This window comes from Paenibacillus sp. J31P13, assembly GCF_056269295.1.
The window spans coordinates 208,931-229,195 of record NZ_JBWDNR010000004.1 but is presented as its reverse complement, the minus strand read 5'-3'; the positions used below and the strand labels follow the sequence as shown (position 1 = coordinate 229,195).

Sequence of the window (20,265 nt, the reverse complement as noted above, 5' to 3'; positions counted from 1 at the left end):
CTGGGATTTACTTGGCTGCACCTTTTTTTTGCATAGAAGAGGGTAGGCGAACATTTCGCGTATCAATGGATACGACGAGGGTAAGCTGTAAAGAAGAACATAGGATCAGCAACGCAAAGTTGTGATCAAGCAAGAAGGGCAGGAGCAAAATGAATAAACTGTTAGTCATATTTACGGGGGGAACGATTGGAAGCAAGAGGCAAGGAGGAAGCATCGATGTTAATCAGTCGGGTTCCTTCTCATTGATAGATAGTTATAATAACTGTCCAGCAGTAAGGGACGATGTCACGCTGCACGCGATACAGCCCCTTAATTTACTTAGCGAAAATATAACACCAAGCGATTGGCATGCTCTGGCATCCGCAATTCGCAGAATCGACTTGTCCGCCTATATGGGTATAATTGTGACCCATGGATCAGATACACTGGCCTATAGCGCAGCTATGATTAGTTATTTATTCGCGAATACGAGCGTGCCGCTTGTTTTGACAGCAAGCAATTATGCGCTTGACGATGAGCGGAGCAATGGCAGCCGGAATTTTGCTAACGCTATTGATTTCATAGCAGATGCTCGATTGCCAGGTGTGTTTGTCGTTTATGAGAATGATCAGCGCCAGCCGCTCGTTTATTTGGGAACGAGAATTACACAGGCTGTATCCTTTACCGATCAATTTGGAAGCCCTTATGGGGAATCTTATGGAATGATGTTGGATCGTCACTTCGAGTGGAACGCTTCTAAGCGCAATCCTAAACCGCAGCAGCTAATGCAAGGGCATCAAGCTTTGTATAAGTGGGAGCCAGAGACTTTAGTCATAGATGACAGCATCGTATATATCAAGCCGTATCCAGGATTGAACTATTCCTATTATTCATTTACAGATAAGAAGCCGAAGGCTGTGCTGCATGATCTGCATCATTCAGGTACGGCAAATGCGACTGAAGAGGGACCTCATTCCCTTTTGCAATTTATTTCACGTTGTCAATTAGAAGGCATCGATTTCTATATTTGTCCGATAAGAGATCGATCATTTGCCTTGTATTCCTCTTCCCTTCGTCTCATAGAAGCAGGAGCTACTGTTATTGAAAATATGTCTATGGAAGCAGCTATAACCAAGCTTATGCTTGCATACGGTATGAATGGTGGAAAAGAGAATATTGAATCGTTTGTGACAGGGACGACTTTGTATTACGAGACCAATAAGGTATAGAATGATTCTTGTACCTATTAAATCGTTTAAAGGAGCATGAACCATGGGACAAGATCCATTGCAAGTAGGAGATAAAGTACCAAACTTTAAGCTTCAAGCTTCGAACGGAAAAGAAATTCAGCTATCCGATTTTGCAGGGAAAAAGCTCGTTATCTATTTTTATCCAAAGGATATGACTCCCGGCTGCACGACGGAGTCCTGTGATTTCCGTGACTTTAACGGAGAGTTCGGTACTCATAATACTGAGGTTATCGGTATTAGCCCTGACGACCTTAGCTCGCATGAGCAATTTGTTGATAAGCATGAATTGCCTTTCTTGCTTTTGTCAGATACCGAGAATACGGTATCCGAGCTATTCGGCGTATGGAAGCTGTTAAGCTGGAATGAGAAGGAGTTTATGGGCATTCAACGGTCGACGTTCCTGCTTGATGAGCAAGGGACACTCGTTAAGGAATGGCGCAGCGTTAGCGTGGACGGTCACGTGAAGGAAGTGCTGGAGTCTGTAAAAAGCATGTAGGATGAGAAGATGTTAAAAAGGGTTATCCATGCGGCTATAGCTAGCATCGGATAACCCTTTTCTTATTTTTATACTGCAATATTTTGTTGTTGCAGTTGAGGCGTAGCTATTATTTCTTTTTCCAGCTAGGAAGCTGGCTTACATAACTGTCAGATAGATTCAGAAGCTCCAGCGCACGCTGGAATTCATCTTCTGTTGCTTCCTGCTCAGAGCTGCCGTCACCGGCTAATGAATAATGTTTGCCATCTTCAAAGCCGCTTCCGGACATGAACAGCTCTTTGCTGCTTAAGAATGAACCCGTTGGCAGATAATAACGCTGCGGAAGCACATTATACGTTTGATTCAGTAAGTCTTGACCAAAGTGGATCTGATTATCCAAGGAGACACCAAGCAGATTCGCAATCGTTGGAAGCACATCTACTTGACCGCCAAGCTGATCAAACACTTTAGGTTCAGTTATACCCGTTGATGCGATAACAAGCGGAATGTTGATCATATCGGTATAGCCATATTCTCTGCCGTAAATTTCAGCCATCAGTTCTTTGTCATCACGGTCTAGTGAATAGATTGGCAAGCCTAGGTGATCACCATACAGCACAATCAAGCTATCATCCCAAATGCCGCGTTCCTTCAAATCTTCAATGAATAAGCCTAGCGCATAATCGGCATAATTTTGAGCACGGATATAATCGCCGACAAATGTTTTTTGATAACGCTCAGGCAGCTCCATTTTGTATTTGGATTCTGGAATTGTAAATGGATGATGGGATGTCATAGAAATAACGTGAGAGTAGAACGGCTTTCCGTCTTGACTCATACGCTCCATTTCGGCAGCTGTCTTCTTGTAAAGCATTTCATCCGATGCACCGAAGAATACGGTATCCTCATCACCAAAAAACTTTTGGTCATAATAACGGTCAAAGCCAAGCGCCTTGTAAAGCTCGCCACGATTCCAGAACTCAACGACGTTCGTATGGAACGTTGTTGTGTCATAGCCATGTGATTTGAGCAGCTTCGGCAAGCTTGGAAGCTCTTTGTCTGCATAGGTCATTGTTGCCGCACCACGCGGCGGGATGTAGAAGGAAGTATTGACGACAAACTCAGCATCAGAGGTATTGCCCTGACCAACCTGCTGATAGAAATGCTTGAAATAGTAGTTTTCATTGACTAGCTTATTGATATTAGGTGTGATTTCTTTACCGTCTATCTTTAAATTAACCAAGAAGTTTTGGAATGATTCCATTTGAATAATAATGACGTTTTTGCCTTCAGCCGTTTTATAAAGCAGGGGTGCGACCGGCTGTTGTATTTTTTTGGTTTCTGATATTTTCTCTTGTGTAATATGGTTCGAATCAACGAAATCTATCTCTTTATTAGAGAAAATCATATACGCCTCGTAATTAAGAATACCCATTTGCTCTGCTTTAACAATCTCATTCATACTTGCACGGTTTGGCAAAATATTAAACAAGCAAAGACCAACAGAAATAGTAAATAGGGCAATAACTAGACGCTTGCTTTCTTTGCGCGCGCTTGCTTGTTTCCAGTTAACTGCTTTTTTTGGACGGAATAAAATAACTGCCATAATAATAATGTCGATGAAAATTAAGAGATAATAAGGGTCCATCAGCGAGAATACACTGTTTTTGACCGCAGTAACTTGATTCACCTGTTGAAGCGCGAGATAAGTAACGATAACGCCGTAATACTTATAGTACATAATGACGGCAAACAAAATGAGTGTCATTAGTAAGTTCGCTATTAAATAATATGTTAGCTTTCGCTTGGACGAGAACCATTCTATTAAACAATAAACGATAAGGACGAACGGTATTTCTTTTAAAATAGTGGTCCATGAGAATCCGTCTTCGAAAATGACCATCCAAGCAAGATAGCTCTTAAGAAGCATAATGAACGAGAAGAATAGGATGGGACGAGTGCCAAGCAATCGTTTGGGTGTAAGAAATGACATATAATTCGCCTACCTTTCACAGCAAAAACAGGCCGTCTCCTAGAGTTCAGCCATCCCGCTTTAATTTAATGATATCGTACTGTAAATTCTTATCCATTATGCTCCTAATTGGGGTCGAATGTCAAAAGGCAAATCACTCCTTCATGCCCATGTTAAAAAATACGTATTAATGAAGGTTTATTCTTATGCAGCTGCCCCAGTGAAAAAGACTATCTGCTTCATTGAAACATTGCCTAGGTTTTAGTAGTCTATTAATAAGAGAAAAGAAGACTATGATTATATATATTCATAATTAAACAAATTATATGTAATTCTAACAGCTGGAGGCATCACATGAAGAAGAGAAGAAGAAGGTTTTTGTTTTTTGTTACACTATGCGCGATTATGGTCATTGGTTACACTTTGCTGAATAAGGGGGATTCAACGACGATTCCGCCAAAAGGAGCGGCTGGCGGGTCGGAAACGATAGAAAATGGCGGAGAAGTACAGGGAGAGCTAGGATCTGGGGCAGAGAAGCCTAATGAAACGGATGATCCGGAGACGTCTTCACCTTCACCGTCCACACCTACGGATAAGCCTGAAGAATCTCCTGGTAATGGACAAGCTGGGAAAACCGAGGACGGAATAAATGTAATCGCTCAACCCGAAAGTATTGAAGTGCTCGTTAATAAGCAAAATAAACTGCCGGAAAACTATAGTCCTTCTGATTTAGTTTATCCAGACGTTCGATTTGTATTTTCGGAGAAAATAGACAAAAGGAAAATGCGCAAAGAAGCGGCTGCTGCACTGGAAGAGCTGTTTAAAGGAGCAGAGGATGACAATATCCTATTAGCTGGCGTTTCTGCTTACCGTTCACATAGCACGCAAAAGACCCTATTTGAGCGTTATGTCAAGAGAGACGGCAAGGAGAAAGCTTTAACCTACAGTGCATTCCCTGGAACAAGCGAGCATGAAACTGGCTTATCTATTGATGTCTCCGGCAGCGACGGTAAGTGTGCGGCGGCAGATTGCTTTGGTGATACGAAGGAGTCAAAGTGGTTGGAGAAGCATGCACATGAGTATGGCTTTATTATTCGCTTCTTGAAAGGCAAGGAAGACATTACGGGCTATCAGTATGAGCCATGGCATATTCGTTATGTTGGCAAGGAAATCGCTGCTGAGCTTGCTGAAAGCGGAGAGACGCTAGAAGAGTACTTTGATGCCGTTCCTGTTGCAAAATAAAGGGCAATAGGAGCAGCGCAAGCCTTCTTATTCATACAGAGGAGCTTGCGCAGCCATCTATTGGTGGAGCAATACGTTAGATCTTTGCTTCAAACGTTTTGCAATCTGTTTCTTCGGAGTGACTAGCTTGTTTGCCGCGGTTACTTACAACGTAAATAGATGAAGCAGCGCAGTTATTTCCCGCTGCCCAGAACTTGCATGAATTCACTTCACAAAGCACATCCTTAGCCATTGACAATTCACCTCCTTCACCATTAGGATGGACAAACGATATATCGTTTTATACTTAGAAGGCATTAGAAAGGATGGATACAGATGGGAGTAAAGCTTTATTTTAATCATGACGCAGGCGTAGATGACCTCGTTTCATTGTTTCTGTTGCTGCAAATGAAGGATGTTGAATTGGTAGGTGTTGGTGTTATCCCAGCGGATGGATACTTAGAGCCTGGAGAAAAAGCCAGCCGTAAAATTATTGATCGTTTCGGCAATCCTGAGAAAACAGGTGCGATAGAGGTTGCAAGATCGAATTCACGCGGAGTTAACCCATTCCCAGCTGAATGGCGTATGCATACTTTCTTTGTCGATGCACTTCCTATACTTAATGAGGCTGGAACGATTGCAACGAAGGTTGCTGATGTTCCTGCACATAAACATATGATTGAGCTTCTTCGTAACTCGGATGAGAAGGTAACTCTTCTATTTACGGGCCCGCTTACTGATCTTGCAAGAGTATTGGATGAAGCGCCGGACGTTGAGGAGAAAATCGAAAAGCTTGTTTGGATGGGCGGTACGTTTAATGAACGCGGCAATGTCCAAGAGCCGGAGCATGATGGTACGGCAGAATGGAACGCATTCTGGGATCCAGAAGCCGTTCACCGCGTGTGGGCGAGCAGCATACCGATTCTTCTCGTAGCACTTGAGAGCACGAATAAGGTTCCACTTACTACTGAAGTTCGTAATCGTTGGGCTTCCCTGCGGAAGCATGATGGTCTTGATTTCGTTGGACAATGCTATGCTGCTTGTCCTCCGCTCGTATATATGGAAACAAATTCAACTTACTACTTGTGGGATGTTCTCACAACGGCTGTCGTGGGCAATCCTGATCTCGTTCAGATCAAAACGGTACAAAGCAGCGTAATCAAGGACGGTCCTAGTCAAGGACGTACAGTGGAGAGCGAAGACGGTCGTCCAGTTAGTCTCGTTTATGATGTTGATCCTGTTCGCTTCTTCGATTACATTACGGATCTTTCCGCAAGTGCTGTCAGCACAATCGTTACAAAAAAATAATGCCGCTAATATAAAATGGTGGAGCAGGATTTACTCCTGCACCACCATTTTCTTGTAAGTATGATAGGGGAGCCGTTCTCCACCTATGGCGAGTATTCTTAATCCATTTCGTAGATAGAGCCTGATTTGCTGGCATAGAGCTCAGCATATACCTTCTCGGCATAGGCATCCGTCATGCCGGATATATAATCAGCTACGAAACGCGGCCAGCTCCATTTGCTCTTGTGCTGCTCATAATTCTCAATCCAATCCGGCGGAATAATGAGACGGCCGGAGTCCTGTACTTTGAAGCTATCCCATAGTCTGCGAATCATAATTTCACTGCGCATTTGCAGTCGTTGTACTCGGAAATCCTTAATGAGCGTAACCCAAGCCAGCTTCTTCAAAATTTCCATCGTACGCAGCAATTCGATATCCTGATGCCCATTTTGGACGAAGGTTACTTTCTTCCATCCTCGTGCAGCATCATCAATAATACCAACCTTGCCTGCGAACAGGCTTACCCACCTAGCCTTCATTTCCCGCCGTGTGCGAGAAGATTCACGATCGCAGCTCACATATAAAGCTTCCCATTGCGCCAAATAAGAAGCAAGCACACGCTTCACCATCGCGGGAATGTCTACCTTATCCCATCCGATTCCAGTATTTCCTTTGTCATCAACAATTTCTTGCACCAAATGATCGATAAGTCTGCTATCCTCAAAGAAGGTTGCATTCATTTGAATTTTTCCAGCACGTATGCCATCTTCTATATCATGAGTGGAATAAGCGATATCGTCACATAAATCCATTAGCTGTGCTTCCAGAGTGGAACAACCGATCGGCATATCCCAAGACCGACGTATATGCTCAATTTCACTCCATTCGGTACCATAAACGCCTTTAAGGCGCCCAGGCTCTTGAAGTCCAAACGGATATTTATTAACAGCAAGCAATACAGCTGATGTTAGGTCAAGACCGCTGCCGCTTCCCGCTCGCTTCTCCAAAAACATTAAAATGCGAAAGTTTTGCGCATTTCCCTCATAGGGAATGCCATATTCCTCGGTAAGCATATGATTAAGTACTTCCTCGCCTTTATGTCCAAACGGGGGGTGTCCCAAATCATGCGCCAGTGCAGCAATTTCTACTACAGCAGGATCAAGGATAAGGCCGGGATGCTCTTTACGCGCTAAAAACTCATATTGTTTACCCAGCTTGCGAGCGACCTCACGCGCAATTTGAGAGACTTCTAGTGAATGGGTAAGTCTTGTTCGATAGTAGTCGCCCGACCCTGCGCCAAATACTTGTGATTTCCCCTGAAGTCTGCGGAAGGCGGGGGATTGAATAAGCCGTGCGTAATCACGCTCATATTCATCTCGTTCTTCACTTAAGGTGCCAAGTGATTTCTCATCTAGTCGGAGTTTTCTGATGTCCATGGTTTACCTCCAGTATTACTTCAGCGAGTTGTTTGGATGATAATACTCCTATCATCTTCGATTTCATAAAGTATTTATACATGAAACAGAACAAATGTTTAGCTTTCATTTATTGCGAAATGCTTGTATGTTTGAAATTGTAGCATATTTTCCAGCTTGAACATACACTGTGCATAGAGTATGATCTCATTAACTTTTACATATGACTGAGGTGCTGTAATACAATGGTAATTTTGCAAAACGCTTACGCAGTAATTACGTTGTTAAACATTTTTTTGGCGATTACCGTCATTTTTCTTGAAAGAAGGAATGCCAGCACGACGTGGGCTTGGTTGATGATCCTCTTCTTCATTCCCGTTTTTGGATTTATCCTTTATTTAATATTGGGTCAGAAGGTCCGAAGAAGGAAGCTCTACAAGCTGCTAGGAGATAGTCAGAGAATTATTGAGCATACGATCGAGCGGCAAATGCGCCAGCTGAAGGATCGAGAGCTGGTTTTTAATGATCATTCTATGCAGAACTATCAGGACATGATCTATATGAACTTAAAAACGAGCTATGCAGTTTTTACGAGTAATAATAAGGTGGAAATATTTGTTGACGGCAATGAGAAATTCGATTCATTAATAGCTGATATTGAGGCCGCTCAGCATCATATTCATTTGGTATATTACATCGTGCGTGATGACGTTCTAGGCAGACGTCTGGTGAAAGCTCTGGCGGAGAAGGCAGCCCAAGGCGTAGAGGTGAAGTTTCTTTACGATCATATTGGCAGCTCCAGATTGCCGAGTCGGTATTTTAAGCTTCTTCGGGAGGCAGGAGGTCAGGAAGCTGCCTTTTTCCCATCGCGAATTCCTTACTTGAATTTAAAGATCAATTATCGGAACCATCGCAAGCTTGTTATTATTGATGGACAAGTCGGTTATATCGGCGGGTTTAATATTGGCGATGAGTATTTGGGACTGGATAAGCATTTTGGAGAGTGGAGAGATACGCATCTGAAGGTGCAGGGCTCTGCCGTTCTGCAAATGCAAGCGCAGTTCTTGATGGATTGGAACCTTGCAGCCTCGGGTAAAATTCCGCTCAATGAAAAATATTTTCCTATTATGAGCAATGATATCGGCAACATCGGGATGCAGCTTGTAGCAAGCGGTCCGGATACGGAATACCAGCAAATCAAAAACTCGTATATAAAAATGATTTATGCAGCCAAAGAAACCATTTCGATGCAGACGCCTTATTTTATACCGGATGGCAGTCTGATGACTGCGCTTAAGATCGCTTCTCTATCTGGGGTTGATGTTCGGATTATGCTTCCCAGTATGCCGGATCATTTCTTTGTTTACTGGGCGACGCATTCATATTTGGGAGAGCTTCTTGATGGCGGGGTCAAAATCTATTTATACGAAAGAGGGTTCCTGCACGCCAAAACGCTCGTCATTGACGGTAAAGTTGCTTCAGTGGGAACAGCCAATCTTGATATTCGCAGCTTTAAATTGAATTTTGAGATGAATGCATTCATTTATGATACGGATACAGCTGCAAAGCTGCAGCATATTTTTGAGATGGATACAGCGGACAGTACAGAACTAACACCTGAGATCTACGCTGCTCGTCCACTTTTCAATCGTTTCAAAGAATCCATTTCACGTTTATTGAGTCCCATCCTATAGACAGACGTAAGAAGGGCTTCTGCTTATCTAAGATAACCAGAAGCCCTTCATGTGCTGGGTTTACAACTATTCAATTTATTCTAACTCTCCGATCTGCTTCTTCCACTATTTCTTCTTATCCTTTCGATTTGATTCAAACCACTTCGACTTCGGACCTGAACCTTACTGACCTCGATCAAATTCCTTTCGATTTGTTTCAAATCCACTCATGCTTTCAAATAAGTACCTCAATGCTGCTAAGAGACGATTTACCGATCAAGTTCCTTCCTAAAAGAATGTCAAAGCGTCGACGTCATCCTTACGATTATGGTCCCCGCATGTCCAAATTGTTTATTCGGAACTCCTTCCCGACTTGATGAGACATGCATCGCTAACTTACTTCAATGGACTATCCCCTCTCGGTTAAGATAGCCTTAGTATAACCTATTGTGTGAATTTTGTAAATATTCAGATTATTAATTCGACAAATTTTTTATTTATGTTTTTTTGCTAAAAGAATGAATGGAAAAGACTATTATATGAAGAATAAAGCCAGGCAGGCGATCGATTGCTCGGTTGACCATTCTGAAGCTTCAATTTATACTTAGTCTAAAGTCAGTATATAAGGAATGATCATAATGACAAACAAAATCAACTTAACTATACAGCGTAAATCCATCTTGGAGGTCGTACAAGCTGCTCATGATCACCCAACGGCAGCTGATGTTATTGAGCGATTGCGTGAGAAGGGACATAACTTTGCTTATGGTACAGTCTATAACTCGCTTCGTTATCTAACGGATGCAGGGCTTATAACGGAGCTAAAGCTCGGAGAAGCTGTAAGCCGCTACGATGCGCGTACGGATGAGCATCAGCATATTGTATGCACGAAGTGCGGCAGCGTGGACGAGGTGCTTGTTGAGCTCCCTGTGGAATGGCTTGAGAAGGCAGCGGCAGAGACGAAGTATACGATTGAGCATGCGAAGGTTGTACTAGAGGGGGTATGTGAAAAATGCGCGATGAAATGACTATAGGAAATGCTATGAATCATATAGAGATGAATACCGGGCAGTGGAATGGAGAACTGGGCATTTCAAATGACGGTTTAAAACAAAACGCTAAAGAAAGCCTAAATAAAAGCTTGAATCAAACCGGTGCACTTTGCTCGCTTACGCAGCGTGTTATGATCATCAGCCCCTTGCCAGAGCGTGTGAAAAGCTTGCTAGTCGCGTTATCTGCAGAGTGTTTTGATGTATTTTCCTTGCATGATTTCAATAAAAGCATGCTCCAGAGCTTGCAGCCTGAGCTGCTTGTATATGATGCGATTCCAGTCCTCCATACATCAGGTGGTAACACGCTCCAGGCTGGTACCGAATTGCTTCGATCTGCTGAGGCGCAAGGTGTACCTGTTCTTGTTCTGCTAGACCAGCATTCTTATGATGCGCGAGATGTTGCTGCACTTGGAGCTGCTGAGCTATTGGTATGGCCGGCAAAATCAGAGGATGCACTTGAACGGATTAACAGCATGCTTACGAATAAGCCAGCGATTGCTGCCCATACGATAAATGAAGATATACGAAATTTTAAAGATATTCGAATAGATATGAAAAAAATGACCGTTGATCGTGATGGGAAGCGAATTGATCTAACGAAGACGGAATATGACTTGCTTTTGCATTTTATTTCATCGGATGGTTCTGTGCTGTCTCGTGAATCCTTGCTGGATACAGTCTGGGGCTTGCAATTTTATGGCGGAAGCAATCTGATTGACGCTCATATCAAAAGCCTTCGTAAAAAGTTGAAGGACAGCGCAGTAGCACCTAAATATATTGTAACGGTGCGCGGAGCGGGCTACCGGCTTGCTGATGCCTATGATCTAGGGACCCTTTCATAAAATATTCATCTTTCTTTCATCAACTGTTCATGACAGTCTTTTGCTCATCCTTTATGATTGTTTTATGGATTTAGATCAAGTCTAAATATATAAAACAATAAATGAGGTGCTGTTATGGAAAACTATTTAACGACTAACTTGGGTTCACCTGTTGCCAATAATCAAAGCTCACGCACAGCAGGACAACGTGGACCTGTTCTATTAGAAGATTATCATCTGCTGGAGAAGCTGGCTCATTTCAATAGAGAGCGTATGCCTGAGCGTGTTGTACATGCTCGCGGTGCTGGCGCTCATGGCGTATTTAAGACAGAGAACAGCATGAAGGAGCATACAATGGCTCACTTCATGGGAGAAGCAGGAACAGAGACACCTGTCTTCGTAAGATTCTCAACCGTAATTAACGCAAGCGGTTCACCGGAGACAGCTCGTGATCCGCGCGGCTTTGCAGTTAAATTTTATACGCAAGAAGGCAATTATGATATTGTGGGTAATCACTTGCCGGTGTTCTTTATCCGCGATGCAATGAAGTTTCCGGATATGGTTCACTCTCTAAAGCCATCACCAGCCACCAATCTGCAAGACCCTGCCCGTTATTGGGATTTCATGACGCTTACTCCTGAATCTACTCATATGCTTACGTGGTTGTTCTCAGATGCAGGAACACCTGCGAGTTACCGTGAAATGGATGGCTTTGGCGTACATGCCTTCAAATGGATTAATGAAAGCGGCAAGCCAACCTATGTGAAATACCACTGGAAATCACAGCAAGGCGTACGCAACTTTACTGCTGCTGAAGCAAGCGAGATGCAGGGCAAAGATTTCAATCATGCAACTCGTGATTTGCATACTGCCATTGAACAGGGCAATTTCCCAGAGTGGGCGCTTCATGTACAGCTTATGCCGAGGGATCATGTAGAGCGCTATGCGTTCGATCCGCTTGATCCAACTAAGGTATGGCCAGAGGACATGTATCCACTTGTGAAGGTTGGTACGATGACGTTAAACCGTAATCCTGAAAACTATTTCGCAGAGGTAGAGCAATCTGCTTTTTCACCTAGCGCTCTCGTTCGAGGCATCGAGCCGTCGGAGGATAAGCTGCTGCAGGGCAGATTGTTTGCCTACCCTGATTCTCAGCGTTACCGCCTTGGCGCCAACTACCTACACATTCCTGTCAACTGCCCGTATGCGCCCGTACGCAATCATCAGCGGGATGGTGCAATGACAATGAAGGCAGATCCATCTCCAGTGAACTACGAGCCGAACAGCCTGTCTCAGGAGCTTACAGAGGCACCAGAGTTCGCAGACTCATTTGCTCCGCTGCAAGGCTCAGCAGGTCGTCAAAAAATCGATAAAACAGATGACTTCACGCAAGCTGGCGAACGCTACCGTTCACTTTCGTCAGAGGAACAAGCTAACTTGACCACTAATATTGTCGGTGAGCTGGAGCAGACCAATGACGAGATCAGACTTCGTGCGATCTGCAACTTCTTCCGCGCGGACCGTACACTCGGAATGAAGCTCTCCGAAGCGCTCGATGTCGATATCCGCAAATACATGCCTCAGGTTTAAATACGGTTTTCATACTTCAACTATTATTGATATCCCTCCTGGTGCTGCATAAAATAAAATAGATCTAAGAGCAATATTCGTAGTCCTATGTGACCGCGCGTATTGCTCTTTTTTTGATGGGAAAAATGATATTTTCTATATGCAGGGAATGATTAATGTTTGGAAGAATAAGTTAATGAGAAGACTGCGAAATTTAGTATATATGTCACTTGTGACGGCTTTGGGGCTTTGATTATATGAAATCATCTATATATCGTAATCGAATAAAAAAGTGGAAAGGCGGAAGTGAGCGAAATGGAAAAACAGTTGAATACAGCAGAGCAGCAGAAAAGCATGGGCAAGCCTCTTCTGAAAAGGGTTCTCAGTAATTATCTGCCTGTTTCCAATTTGGAGTTGGCAGTTAAATGGTATGAGGAAACCTTTGGACTAACAGCAAGAAGACGTGAGCCAGATGGAGCTATTCTTAGCTTAGGAAATGGGCAATGGCTGTTTCTGCTTGAATCACTTGATAAGAAAACAGCTAACTTTATGACTAAGCAATGGGATGGAGACAACTATGAAATGTTTTCGTTAACATTTGAGGTTGAAGATATTATAGAACTTCATAATCATTTGCGTGAAAGAGGAGTCAATGTGGAGCCATTGGTTGATCATGATGGCTGCGGTTTACAATTTAAATTCAAGGACCCTGACGGAAATAAGTTTAACGTATGGCAAGATACTGGCTCCGAGTAATTACTTTAACGTAAATAAAAAAGCGTCTTACCTCATCCAGCGAAGGAGAGATAAGACGCTTTTTCGTCGTTGCATTATTGTTTTTTCAATTTGTCCCAAGCAGCTTGCATGCCGGACTGCCAAGCAGTCGCATCGATTTTGCCTGCGATGTATTGTTGAATAACGCTTGCGAATTCTTGTGTAACGCCATCAGGATATTTCGAAGATTGAAGGCCTAGCACTTTGTCTGCTTGTACGTAGTTGTAGACTTCTGTACCAATTGCGCCCATATCTTCAGGTGTTGCTGTGATTGTTGAAAGTGCAGGAATGAATTTGAATTTTTTAACGATATATTCTTTACCGATATCAGAAGTTACAAGCCAGTTCAGGAAGATCTTAGCTTCTTCTTTTACATCGGAATCTTTGTTGATAACAAGGTTAGCCGGGATACCAACGTTAATTTTGTCATTAGCTGCTGCATCTTCGCCAAGCGGCATAGGCAGAACGCCGATGTTCATGTCAGGGTTAATGCTGTCAATTTGTACTTGTGCCCAGTTACCTTCTTGCATCATAGCTGCTTCACCGTTAGCAAACAGCGATACTTGCGTGTTGTAGTCGGTTGTAAGCGGGTTTTTGTTACCATAATCAACAGTAAGTTTCATAAGCTTAGCCCATTCAGCAAACTTCTCATTGTCTTTGATTGTAGCTGTACCGTCATTCAAACCTTTGATAAATGCATCAACATCAGGTTGTTGTGCGAATGCAGGGTTAATACCTTGGTTACCAATCAACCACCACTCTTGATAAGCATTAGCAAAAGGTGTGATGTTTGCTTCTTTTAGCTTTTTAGCAGCTGCTTCAAGCTGGGAGTATGTTTTTGGAAGCTCAGTAATGCCTGCTTTAGCAAACAAATCTTTGTTGTAAATGTAGCCGAAGCCTTCAAGGTTCATGGCCATACCGTATACTTTACCGTCTTTTGTCATTGGCTCAGCAGCTAGAGGAACAAGATCCTTAACCCAAGCTTGATCAGACAGGTCTTCTAGCTTGTCCAGCCACATTTCCATTTCAGCGTAACCGCCGTTGGAGAAAATATCAGGAGCATCGCCCGCTGCGAATTTTGTTTTTAGTGAAGCGCCGTAGTCAGCACCGCCGCCTACAGTTTGAATGTCTAGTTTAATGTCTGGGTACTCTTTATTGAACTCAACTGCCAACTCGTTTAGACCTTCAACAATTTCTGTTTTAAATTGAAAAATAGTAACGGTTTTCGTTTTGCCTTTAGCCGGCTCGTTGCCCGCGTTGTTATTGCTGCCGCAGGCAGACAATACGATACTCATAGCAAGAACGATACTTAGCGATAGCATGGACCACTTTTTGTTCATAATTCTAGTTCCCCCTAGATAGATTTTTTTATATGGATACGACCAGTTTTTATAAAAGCATTAGCCTTTAACAGAACCCGCCGCTACTCCCTCAACAATGTAACGCTGCAGCAGTAAGAAGAATGCTACGATTGGTGTAATACCAAGAACGAGCGCTGGAAGCGCAAGATCCCACTGCTTCGTGTATTGACCGAAGAAAGCGAAGGTTGCGAGCGGAATAGTCCGCATTTCTGGCTTTTGCAAGATAAGGGAAGGAAGCAAGTAATCATTCCAGACCCACAAACAGTTCAATATAATAACGGTCATGAGCATCGGCTTCAATAGAGGAAGCACGATACGGAAGAAAACAGTGACCGGGTTACAACCATCAACAGTTGCTGCTTCTTCAATTTCCAGCGGAATCGATTTAATGAAACCGTGGAAAAGGAACAAGGAAAGCGGAGCGCCGAGCCCCAAATAACACATGATCAGACCATACATGCTATTATTAACACCAAGCCAGTTAACGACTTGAAGCAGCGGTATCATGATCGATTGGAAAGGAATTACCATTGCAGCTACGAAAAGCATGAACAAAATGCGATTGAAGCGTGTATTGGATCTCACCATTCGATAAGAGCCCATTGCACTAATGAGTGCAGTGACGACTACCGTTACTACGGTAATGATCATAGAGTTCTTAAAAGCTTCAGGGAATCTAGTCAATTCCCAAGCGCGGGAGTAGTTTTCCCATTTGAACACTTCCGGCCAACTAGCCGAGTTGGACATGATCTCGCCGAAGGGCTTGACCGAGTTAACAAGCAGGAAGTAGAAGGGAGCTAGAAACAATAAGCCGATCAGTATCATAACGATTTCGGTTATGAATAGCTTTCCGGTATATTTTTTGGTTTCCATTAAGCTTCAACCTCCTTGCTTTTAGTGACACGAACTTGAATCATGGTAATAATAGCAACCACGAAGAAGAATAGTAGTGATTTAGCTGTTCCTAAGCCATAACGGTTATTTTGGAAAGCTTCTGCATAAATGTTAAGGGCTACAGATTCTGTTGATTTGAATGGTCCGCCTTTTGTAAGGGAAAGGTTCAAGTCAAACATTTTGAACGACCATGAGATGGCAAGGAATAAGCAAACTGTTACAGCAGGCATGATAAGTGGAACAATAATGCTGCGAAGCACTTGCATCCGTGTAGCACCATCAATTTCAGCAGCTTCCAGCACATCTTTAGAAACATTTGAGAGTGAAGCTACGTATACAACCATCAGATAACCTGCGGATTGCCATACGAATACCATGACGATACCCCAGAAGCCGGTCGTTTCATCACCAAGCCAAGGAAGATTAAAGAAGGACCAGCCTGTCAAATCACCGACAGTGGAAAATCCTTTTACGAAAATAAATTGCCAGATGAATCCGAGCAGCAAACCGCCGATTACGTTCGGCATGAAGAAGATCGTCCGCAGCATGTTACGCGTTTTGAGCTTCTTCGTAAGCAGGTAAGCCAGGAAAAACCCGACCAAGTTGGTTAGTATGACACCAACAACCGTAAAGCGAATAGTGAACCAGAATGATCGCCAAAAATCCGGATCGTTCGTGAAGATTTGATTGAAATTATCAAAGCCGACCCAACTCACTGTTCCAGAGACACCGTTCCAATCAGTGAATGAGTAGTACATGCCTAGAAGAAACGGGATGACCATAATTAGTAGAAAAAAGATGGTAACTGGCCCTACGAATACTAATTGCGGCCACCATCTGGACATTCTCTTGTTGCCCATAGAAGAACTCCCCTTTCTTTTCACAGGAAAACTATTGTATGTTTTAATTATGCAATTCAGACAACATGTTAAACACCGACGGATGTGACCGGTCAGGTGCAAAATATTGATCGGGATCGGAGGAAGGCTTCATTGAAGTGGAGAAGCATACGCACCAAGCTAATCATTTTTATGTTGATTGCGACAATTGTACCTATTGTAACCACGATGGTCGTTTTCTATCTTTATACATCTCAATCCATGAAGGAGAGAGCGCTGGAGGATACACAAAATCTGCTTTATCAAGGACAACGAAACTTGACTGCCGTGCTGGATGAAATTAATCGCAGCTCGCTCAACGTATATAATGATGCTGAAATGTATAGGGAGCTTCAATCGGGATTGCCCGAATTCCAAACGGACAGCCGTGTTTTTGCTTCGATGTCATATATCAAATCATCAGTCCCGAACGTGCATCAAGTTTACTTATTCGCAAGCCTGGGCAGAAAAGCGATGATTGTGACTAATGCGGCAGGAGCAAGGAGAATGAATGACGTGGATGTTTTTTCTGATGTGGAGAAGTATGTCGGGAAAGAAGGAAGTACATCGCTTCAATCCACACATATGAGTCATACTTACGGCAACAGCTCCTTACAGCCTCAGCAACCGAGTGAGTGGGTGTTTACCCTTCATCGTCGTATTGAGCGGATTCCATCGAGTGATACGCTTGGTTATTTGTCTATCGATGTTAAGCAATCTATCCTTAATGATATTGTTGGTCAGCTTTATGATCCAAAGGAAGAAAATTTATACGTTGTGGATGATGACGGTTATGTCGTATATGGGGATGACAAGCAGCTATTTGGTAAGAAACTTCAAGCTTCTTGGTATGAGGAAGAGCTAGCGAAGGACAGCAGCGAAAGCGGACATTTTGAGAAAAATGGAGCTTTATATGTGTATGAACGCGTTCATACAACGATAGCGGGATGGACCATTATTAAGCGAATACCGACAACTTACCTCATTAGAGAAGCCAAACAAGCAGTTAATATAAATCTGCTTATTCTAGCGCTGTCTCTTATTGTTATCGTAACAGCAACGATTATTGTTTCATTTAAAATAACAGCTCCAATCAAGAAGTTGGTTCATTACATGAATCAAGTACAAGCAGGCAACTTGAATATACCGATTAAGCCGGCAGGAAATGATGAGATAGGTTTAATTGTCAATCGATTTAGCAGTATGATGGATACAATTAATAATCTAATATTGCGAGAGTATAAGCTGGAGCTGGCGAATAAAACGAATCAACTTCGAGCGCTGCAGGCACAAATAAATCCACACTTTCTAAATAATACGATTCAAATCATTGGTACATTGGCACTTGAGTTAGGTGTGCCGCGTATTTATGCCTTATTATCAGCATTAGCTCGACTGATGCGTTACAGTATGGATAATGATACAAAAATGATCACACTTCGCGATGAACTTGCTCATTTGAATGCGTATATGGAGCTTCAGAAGGAACGCTATGAGAATTGTTTTGAGTATCATGTGAACATAAATGAGAGCTTGCTGGATGCAGAAATGCCTAAGATGATTTTACAGCCTGTCATAGAAAATTATTTTAAGCATGGGATGGACAAATCAGCGGGGAATGGACAACTTCTTTTATCTGCGAGCTGGCGTGAGGATGACTGGTATGAAGTTGTGCTTGAAAATAACGGAATCGGAATACCTGAGAAACGATTAGCTCAGCTTCATCAAGAGCTCGCTCATTTGTCGCATTCAAAGGAATGGCAAGGAATCGGCTTGTCCGCGGATATATTGCTGAAGACAGCTGTTTCTGCAAACGGTAATAAGTCCGATGTAAATGACTCTATGAAGCAAGAGCAGGATCGTGCGGAAACAAGAATAGGACTTCATAACGTCCACTCTCGGATGCTCATGATTTATGGCGATGGCGCGAAGCTCGAGATTGAAAATATTTTACCACGAGGCGTGCGTGTAACACTGGTGATGAAGAAAATTACAGAGACGGTCGAGACGGAAAGGAAAAAGGATGAAGGTATTAATCGTTGATGATGAAGCGCGCGTTCGCAAAGCGGTTAGGCTGCTTGTGGATTGGGATAGACATGGTATTACTGAAATTGAAGAGTCCGATGGCGGCTATGATGCTTTAGAACGAATGCGAAAGAACAAGCCAGCTATTGTCATTATGGATATGATGATGCCAGAGGGAAGCGGCGTAGATCTAATGGGGGCGCTGAATGAGTTCGCTGGAACGGTCAAGTTTATTGTAGTTAGCGGTCGTGACGATTATGATTTTGTGCGTGAGGCAGTGAGACATGGCGGGATTGACTATTTGCTTAAGCCTATCGAGCCGGATGCCATTAATGCTGCGGTCGCAAAAGCTGCCTCACAATGGCAGCTGCAAGAACGGGAACGCAGTGATCGTTATCAACAAAGCATACAGCTGAACGAATTCAAGCCGGTGTATGGTGAGAAGCTGCTGACGGGATTAATTGATGAGCCTGCTGCAGCACATGGGAGTCTTCGGAGATTGATGGCAGAAGGGCTTGTACCGATTGGAACGAAAGCAGCAAGGCTTGCCTTGCTGCAAGTGGATACGAGCGATAGGCAGCTTATGGAGCGATTTGCTTGGGATAGTGATCTGCTGCATTTTGCGATAATTAACATATGTAATGAATTTCTTCTGCCGAATCAGAAAGGTGTTGCTTTTCGGCATTGGGGCGCACCAATGGAAATTATTATAGCGGTGTGGGATGAAGGGGAACAGCTGCCTGCTATTTTACAAGACATTAATGAAGGGTTGTTTGTAACGCTACAGCGGCGCATGCATATGGGAATGAGCGAGGGTGGAGCATTTCCCAATGATATGCCAAGACAGTATGAAGAAGCGTTAATGGCTTTATGGCGCAGAAATGCGTTTGCGACCCATGTTTATATACATTCCATCGAGGAAATGAAAATAGGTCCAACAATGATGTTTTCTGAATTGGAAGAGGAGTGGAAGGTCGCGCTTCTCAGCGGAAATGGGGAGCTGCTTTCAATCGCATCTAATAAGTGGCTTGAAGCAGCACGCATATCTGGATTCATATCACCGCATATGCTGGAAGAGTACAAGAAGGATACGCTGTTATTTTGTGTTAGGCTGTTACGTGAAGCACCTGGTCGCCAAGCCTCTCAAAACGGTAACCTATTGAATGAAGATGAGCTAGTCCAAGATGCACCCTATGTAAATGCAAGTGGAATATCGCTGCAGGACTGGCGTGAATGGTCCTATAATCTGCTGCGGAAATTTTCTCAAGCTATGATTCAGCGACAGGTGCAGGAAAAGGCGAAAATGAGTGATATCGCCAGCTTTATTGAGCAGCATTATGAGACGGAGCTTTCTCTTCAGGATATCGCCAAGCGGTTCTTTGTCAGTCGTGAATATATATCTCGCAAGTTTAAGCAGGAGTATGGCATTAATATTTCCGATTATATTACGAGTATTCGTATTGATAAGGCGAAGCAGCTTATGATTAATCCTAATTTGCGCATTGCAAAAATCGCTGAAATGGTCGGATTTCATGACGAGAAATACTTTAGCAAGGTTTTCAAAAAAGCTGAGGGTGTCTCACCGAAAGCATATCGAAATAAAATGCTGGAATAGAAGG

17 protein-coding genes are annotated in these 20,265 nt (G+C 43.2%); 11 read left to right on the top strand and 6 right to left on the bottom strand.

The genetic code is table 11. From position 1 onward, the window contains the following. The first annotated feature begins 149 nt into the window (after positions 1–149). Both AC0YOD_RS15400 and bcp read left to right on the top strand, forming a co-directional pair. Positions 150–1,208, top strand: coding sequence for an asparaginase (locus tag AC0YOD_RS15400; protein WP_475800206.1), 1,059 nt, complete (start codon positions 150–152; stop codon positions 1,206–1,208). 43 nt (positions 1,209–1,251) lie between these two features. Continuing rightward, a complete protein-coding gene (gene bcp / locus AC0YOD_RS15395) occupies positions 1,252–1,725 on the top strand; it encodes a thioredoxin-dependent thiol peroxidase (protein WP_475800205.1) in 474 nt (157 codons plus the stop codon). A 109-nt stretch (positions 1,726–1,834) separates the two neighbouring features. On the opposite strand, the gene AC0YOD_RS15390 is transcribed toward bcp, so the two are convergent. Next, positions 1,835–3,697 carry an LTA synthase family protein gene (locus AC0YOD_RS15390; RefSeq protein WP_475800204.1) on the bottom strand — a complete coding sequence of 621 codons (1,863 nt, stop codon included), beginning with the start codon at positions 3,695–3,697 and terminating at the stop codon, positions 1,835–1,837. 333 nt (positions 3,698–4,030) lie between these two features. On the opposite strand from AC0YOD_RS15390, the gene AC0YOD_RS15385 reads away from it, so the two are divergent. Continuing rightward, positions 4,031–4,918 (top strand): M15 family metallopeptidase, encoded by an 888-nt coding sequence (locus AC0YOD_RS15385; RefSeq protein ID WP_475800203.1) that lies wholly within the window; start codon positions 4,031–4,033, stop codon positions 4,916–4,918. 76 nt (positions 4,919–4,994) lie between these two features. On the opposite strand, the gene AC0YOD_RS15380 is transcribed toward AC0YOD_RS15385, so the two are convergent. After that, positions 4,995–5,150, bottom strand: a complete 156-nt coding sequence (locus AC0YOD_RS15380) for a DUF1540 domain-containing protein (RefSeq protein ID WP_475800202.1) — start codon at positions 5,148–5,150, stop codon at positions 4,995–4,997. Positions 5,151–5,233: 83 nt separating this feature from the next. On the opposite strand from AC0YOD_RS15380, the gene AC0YOD_RS15375 reads away from it, so the two are divergent. After that, positions 5,234–6,205, top strand: coding sequence for a nucleoside hydrolase (locus AC0YOD_RS15375; RefSeq protein ID WP_475800201.1), 972 nt, complete (start codon positions 5,234–5,236; stop codon positions 6,203–6,205). 98 nt (positions 6,206–6,303) lie between these two features. Here the strand turns inward: AC0YOD_RS15375 and AC0YOD_RS15370 are convergent, their stop codons facing one another. Beyond that, positions 6,304–7,620 (bottom strand): deoxyguanosinetriphosphate triphosphohydrolase family protein, encoded by a 1,317-nt coding sequence (locus AC0YOD_RS15370; protein ID WP_475800200.1) that lies wholly within the window; start codon positions 7,618–7,620, stop codon positions 6,304–6,306. Positions 7,621–7,844: 224 nt separating this feature from the next. Between AC0YOD_RS15370 and cls the strand changes: the two genes are divergently transcribed. The 5 genes from cls to AC0YOD_RS15345 all read left to right on the top strand — a co-directional run bounded on the left by cls (position 7,845) and on the right by AC0YOD_RS15345 (position 13,470). Then, positions 7,845–9,293, top strand: coding sequence for a cardiolipin synthase (gene cls / locus AC0YOD_RS15365; protein WP_475800199.1), 1,449 nt, complete (start codon positions 7,845–7,847; stop codon positions 9,291–9,293). A 617-nt stretch (positions 9,294–9,910) separates the two neighbouring features. Further along, positions 9,911–10,300 carry a Fur family transcriptional regulator gene (locus AC0YOD_RS15360; RefSeq protein WP_475800198.1) on the top strand — a complete coding sequence of 130 codons (390 nt, stop codon included), beginning with the start codon at positions 9,911–9,913 and terminating at the stop codon, positions 10,298–10,300. Further along, positions 10,285–11,166, top strand: coding sequence for a winged helix-turn-helix transcriptional regulator (locus AC0YOD_RS15355; protein WP_475800197.1), 882 nt, complete (start codon positions 10,285–10,287; stop codon positions 11,164–11,166). The genes AC0YOD_RS15360 and AC0YOD_RS15355 overlap by 16 nt, the downstream gene beginning before the upstream one ends. Positions 11,167–11,280: 114 nt before the next feature. Further along, a complete protein-coding gene (locus AC0YOD_RS15350) occupies positions 11,281–12,735 on the top strand; it encodes a catalase (protein WP_475800196.1) in 1,455 nt (484 codons plus the stop codon). A 294-nt stretch (positions 12,736–13,029) separates the two neighbouring features. Continuing rightward, positions 13,030–13,470: a VOC family protein gene (locus AC0YOD_RS15345; protein ID WP_475800195.1), complete on the top strand. Its 441-nt coding sequence runs from the start codon at positions 13,030–13,032 to the stop codon at positions 13,468–13,470. A 74-nt stretch (positions 13,471–13,544) separates the two neighbouring features. Here AC0YOD_RS15345 and AC0YOD_RS15340 read toward each other — a convergent pair whose 3' ends face one another. From AC0YOD_RS15340 to AC0YOD_RS15330, 3 genes are read right to left on the bottom strand one after another with little or no spacing between them, the layout of a single operon-like run. Then, positions 13,545–14,828, bottom strand: coding sequence for an ABC transporter substrate-binding protein (locus tag AC0YOD_RS15340; protein ID WP_475800194.1), 1,284 nt, complete (start codon positions 14,826–14,828; stop codon positions 13,545–13,547). Positions 14,829–14,888: 60 nt separating this feature from the next. Beyond that, positions 14,889–15,722, bottom strand: a complete 834-nt coding sequence (locus AC0YOD_RS15335) for a carbohydrate ABC transporter permease (protein WP_475800193.1) — start codon at positions 15,720–15,722, stop codon at positions 14,889–14,891. Continuing rightward, the gene (locus AC0YOD_RS15330) at positions 15,722–16,603 is read right to left on the bottom strand and encodes a carbohydrate ABC transporter permease (protein WP_475800192.1); all 882 of its coding nucleotides are present in this window, start codon (positions 16,601–16,603) and stop codon (positions 15,722–15,724) included. Before AC0YOD_RS15330 ends, AC0YOD_RS15335 begins: the two co-directional genes overlap by 1 nt. A gap of 132 nt (positions 16,604–16,735) precedes the next feature. Between AC0YOD_RS15330 and AC0YOD_RS15325 the strand changes: the two genes are divergently transcribed. Both AC0YOD_RS15325 and AC0YOD_RS15320 read left to right on the top strand, forming a co-directional pair. Further along, positions 16,736–18,664: a cache domain-containing sensor histidine kinase gene (locus tag AC0YOD_RS15325; protein WP_475800191.1), complete on the top strand. Its 1,929-nt coding sequence runs from the start codon at positions 16,736–16,738 to the stop codon at positions 18,662–18,664. Beyond that, positions 18,645–20,261, top strand: a complete 1,617-nt coding sequence (locus AC0YOD_RS15320; RefSeq protein WP_475800190.1) for a helix-turn-helix domain-containing protein — start codon at positions 18,645–18,647, stop codon at positions 20,259–20,261. Before AC0YOD_RS15325 ends, AC0YOD_RS15320 begins: the two co-directional genes overlap by 20 nt. Positions 20,262–20,265: the final 4 nt, after the last annotated feature.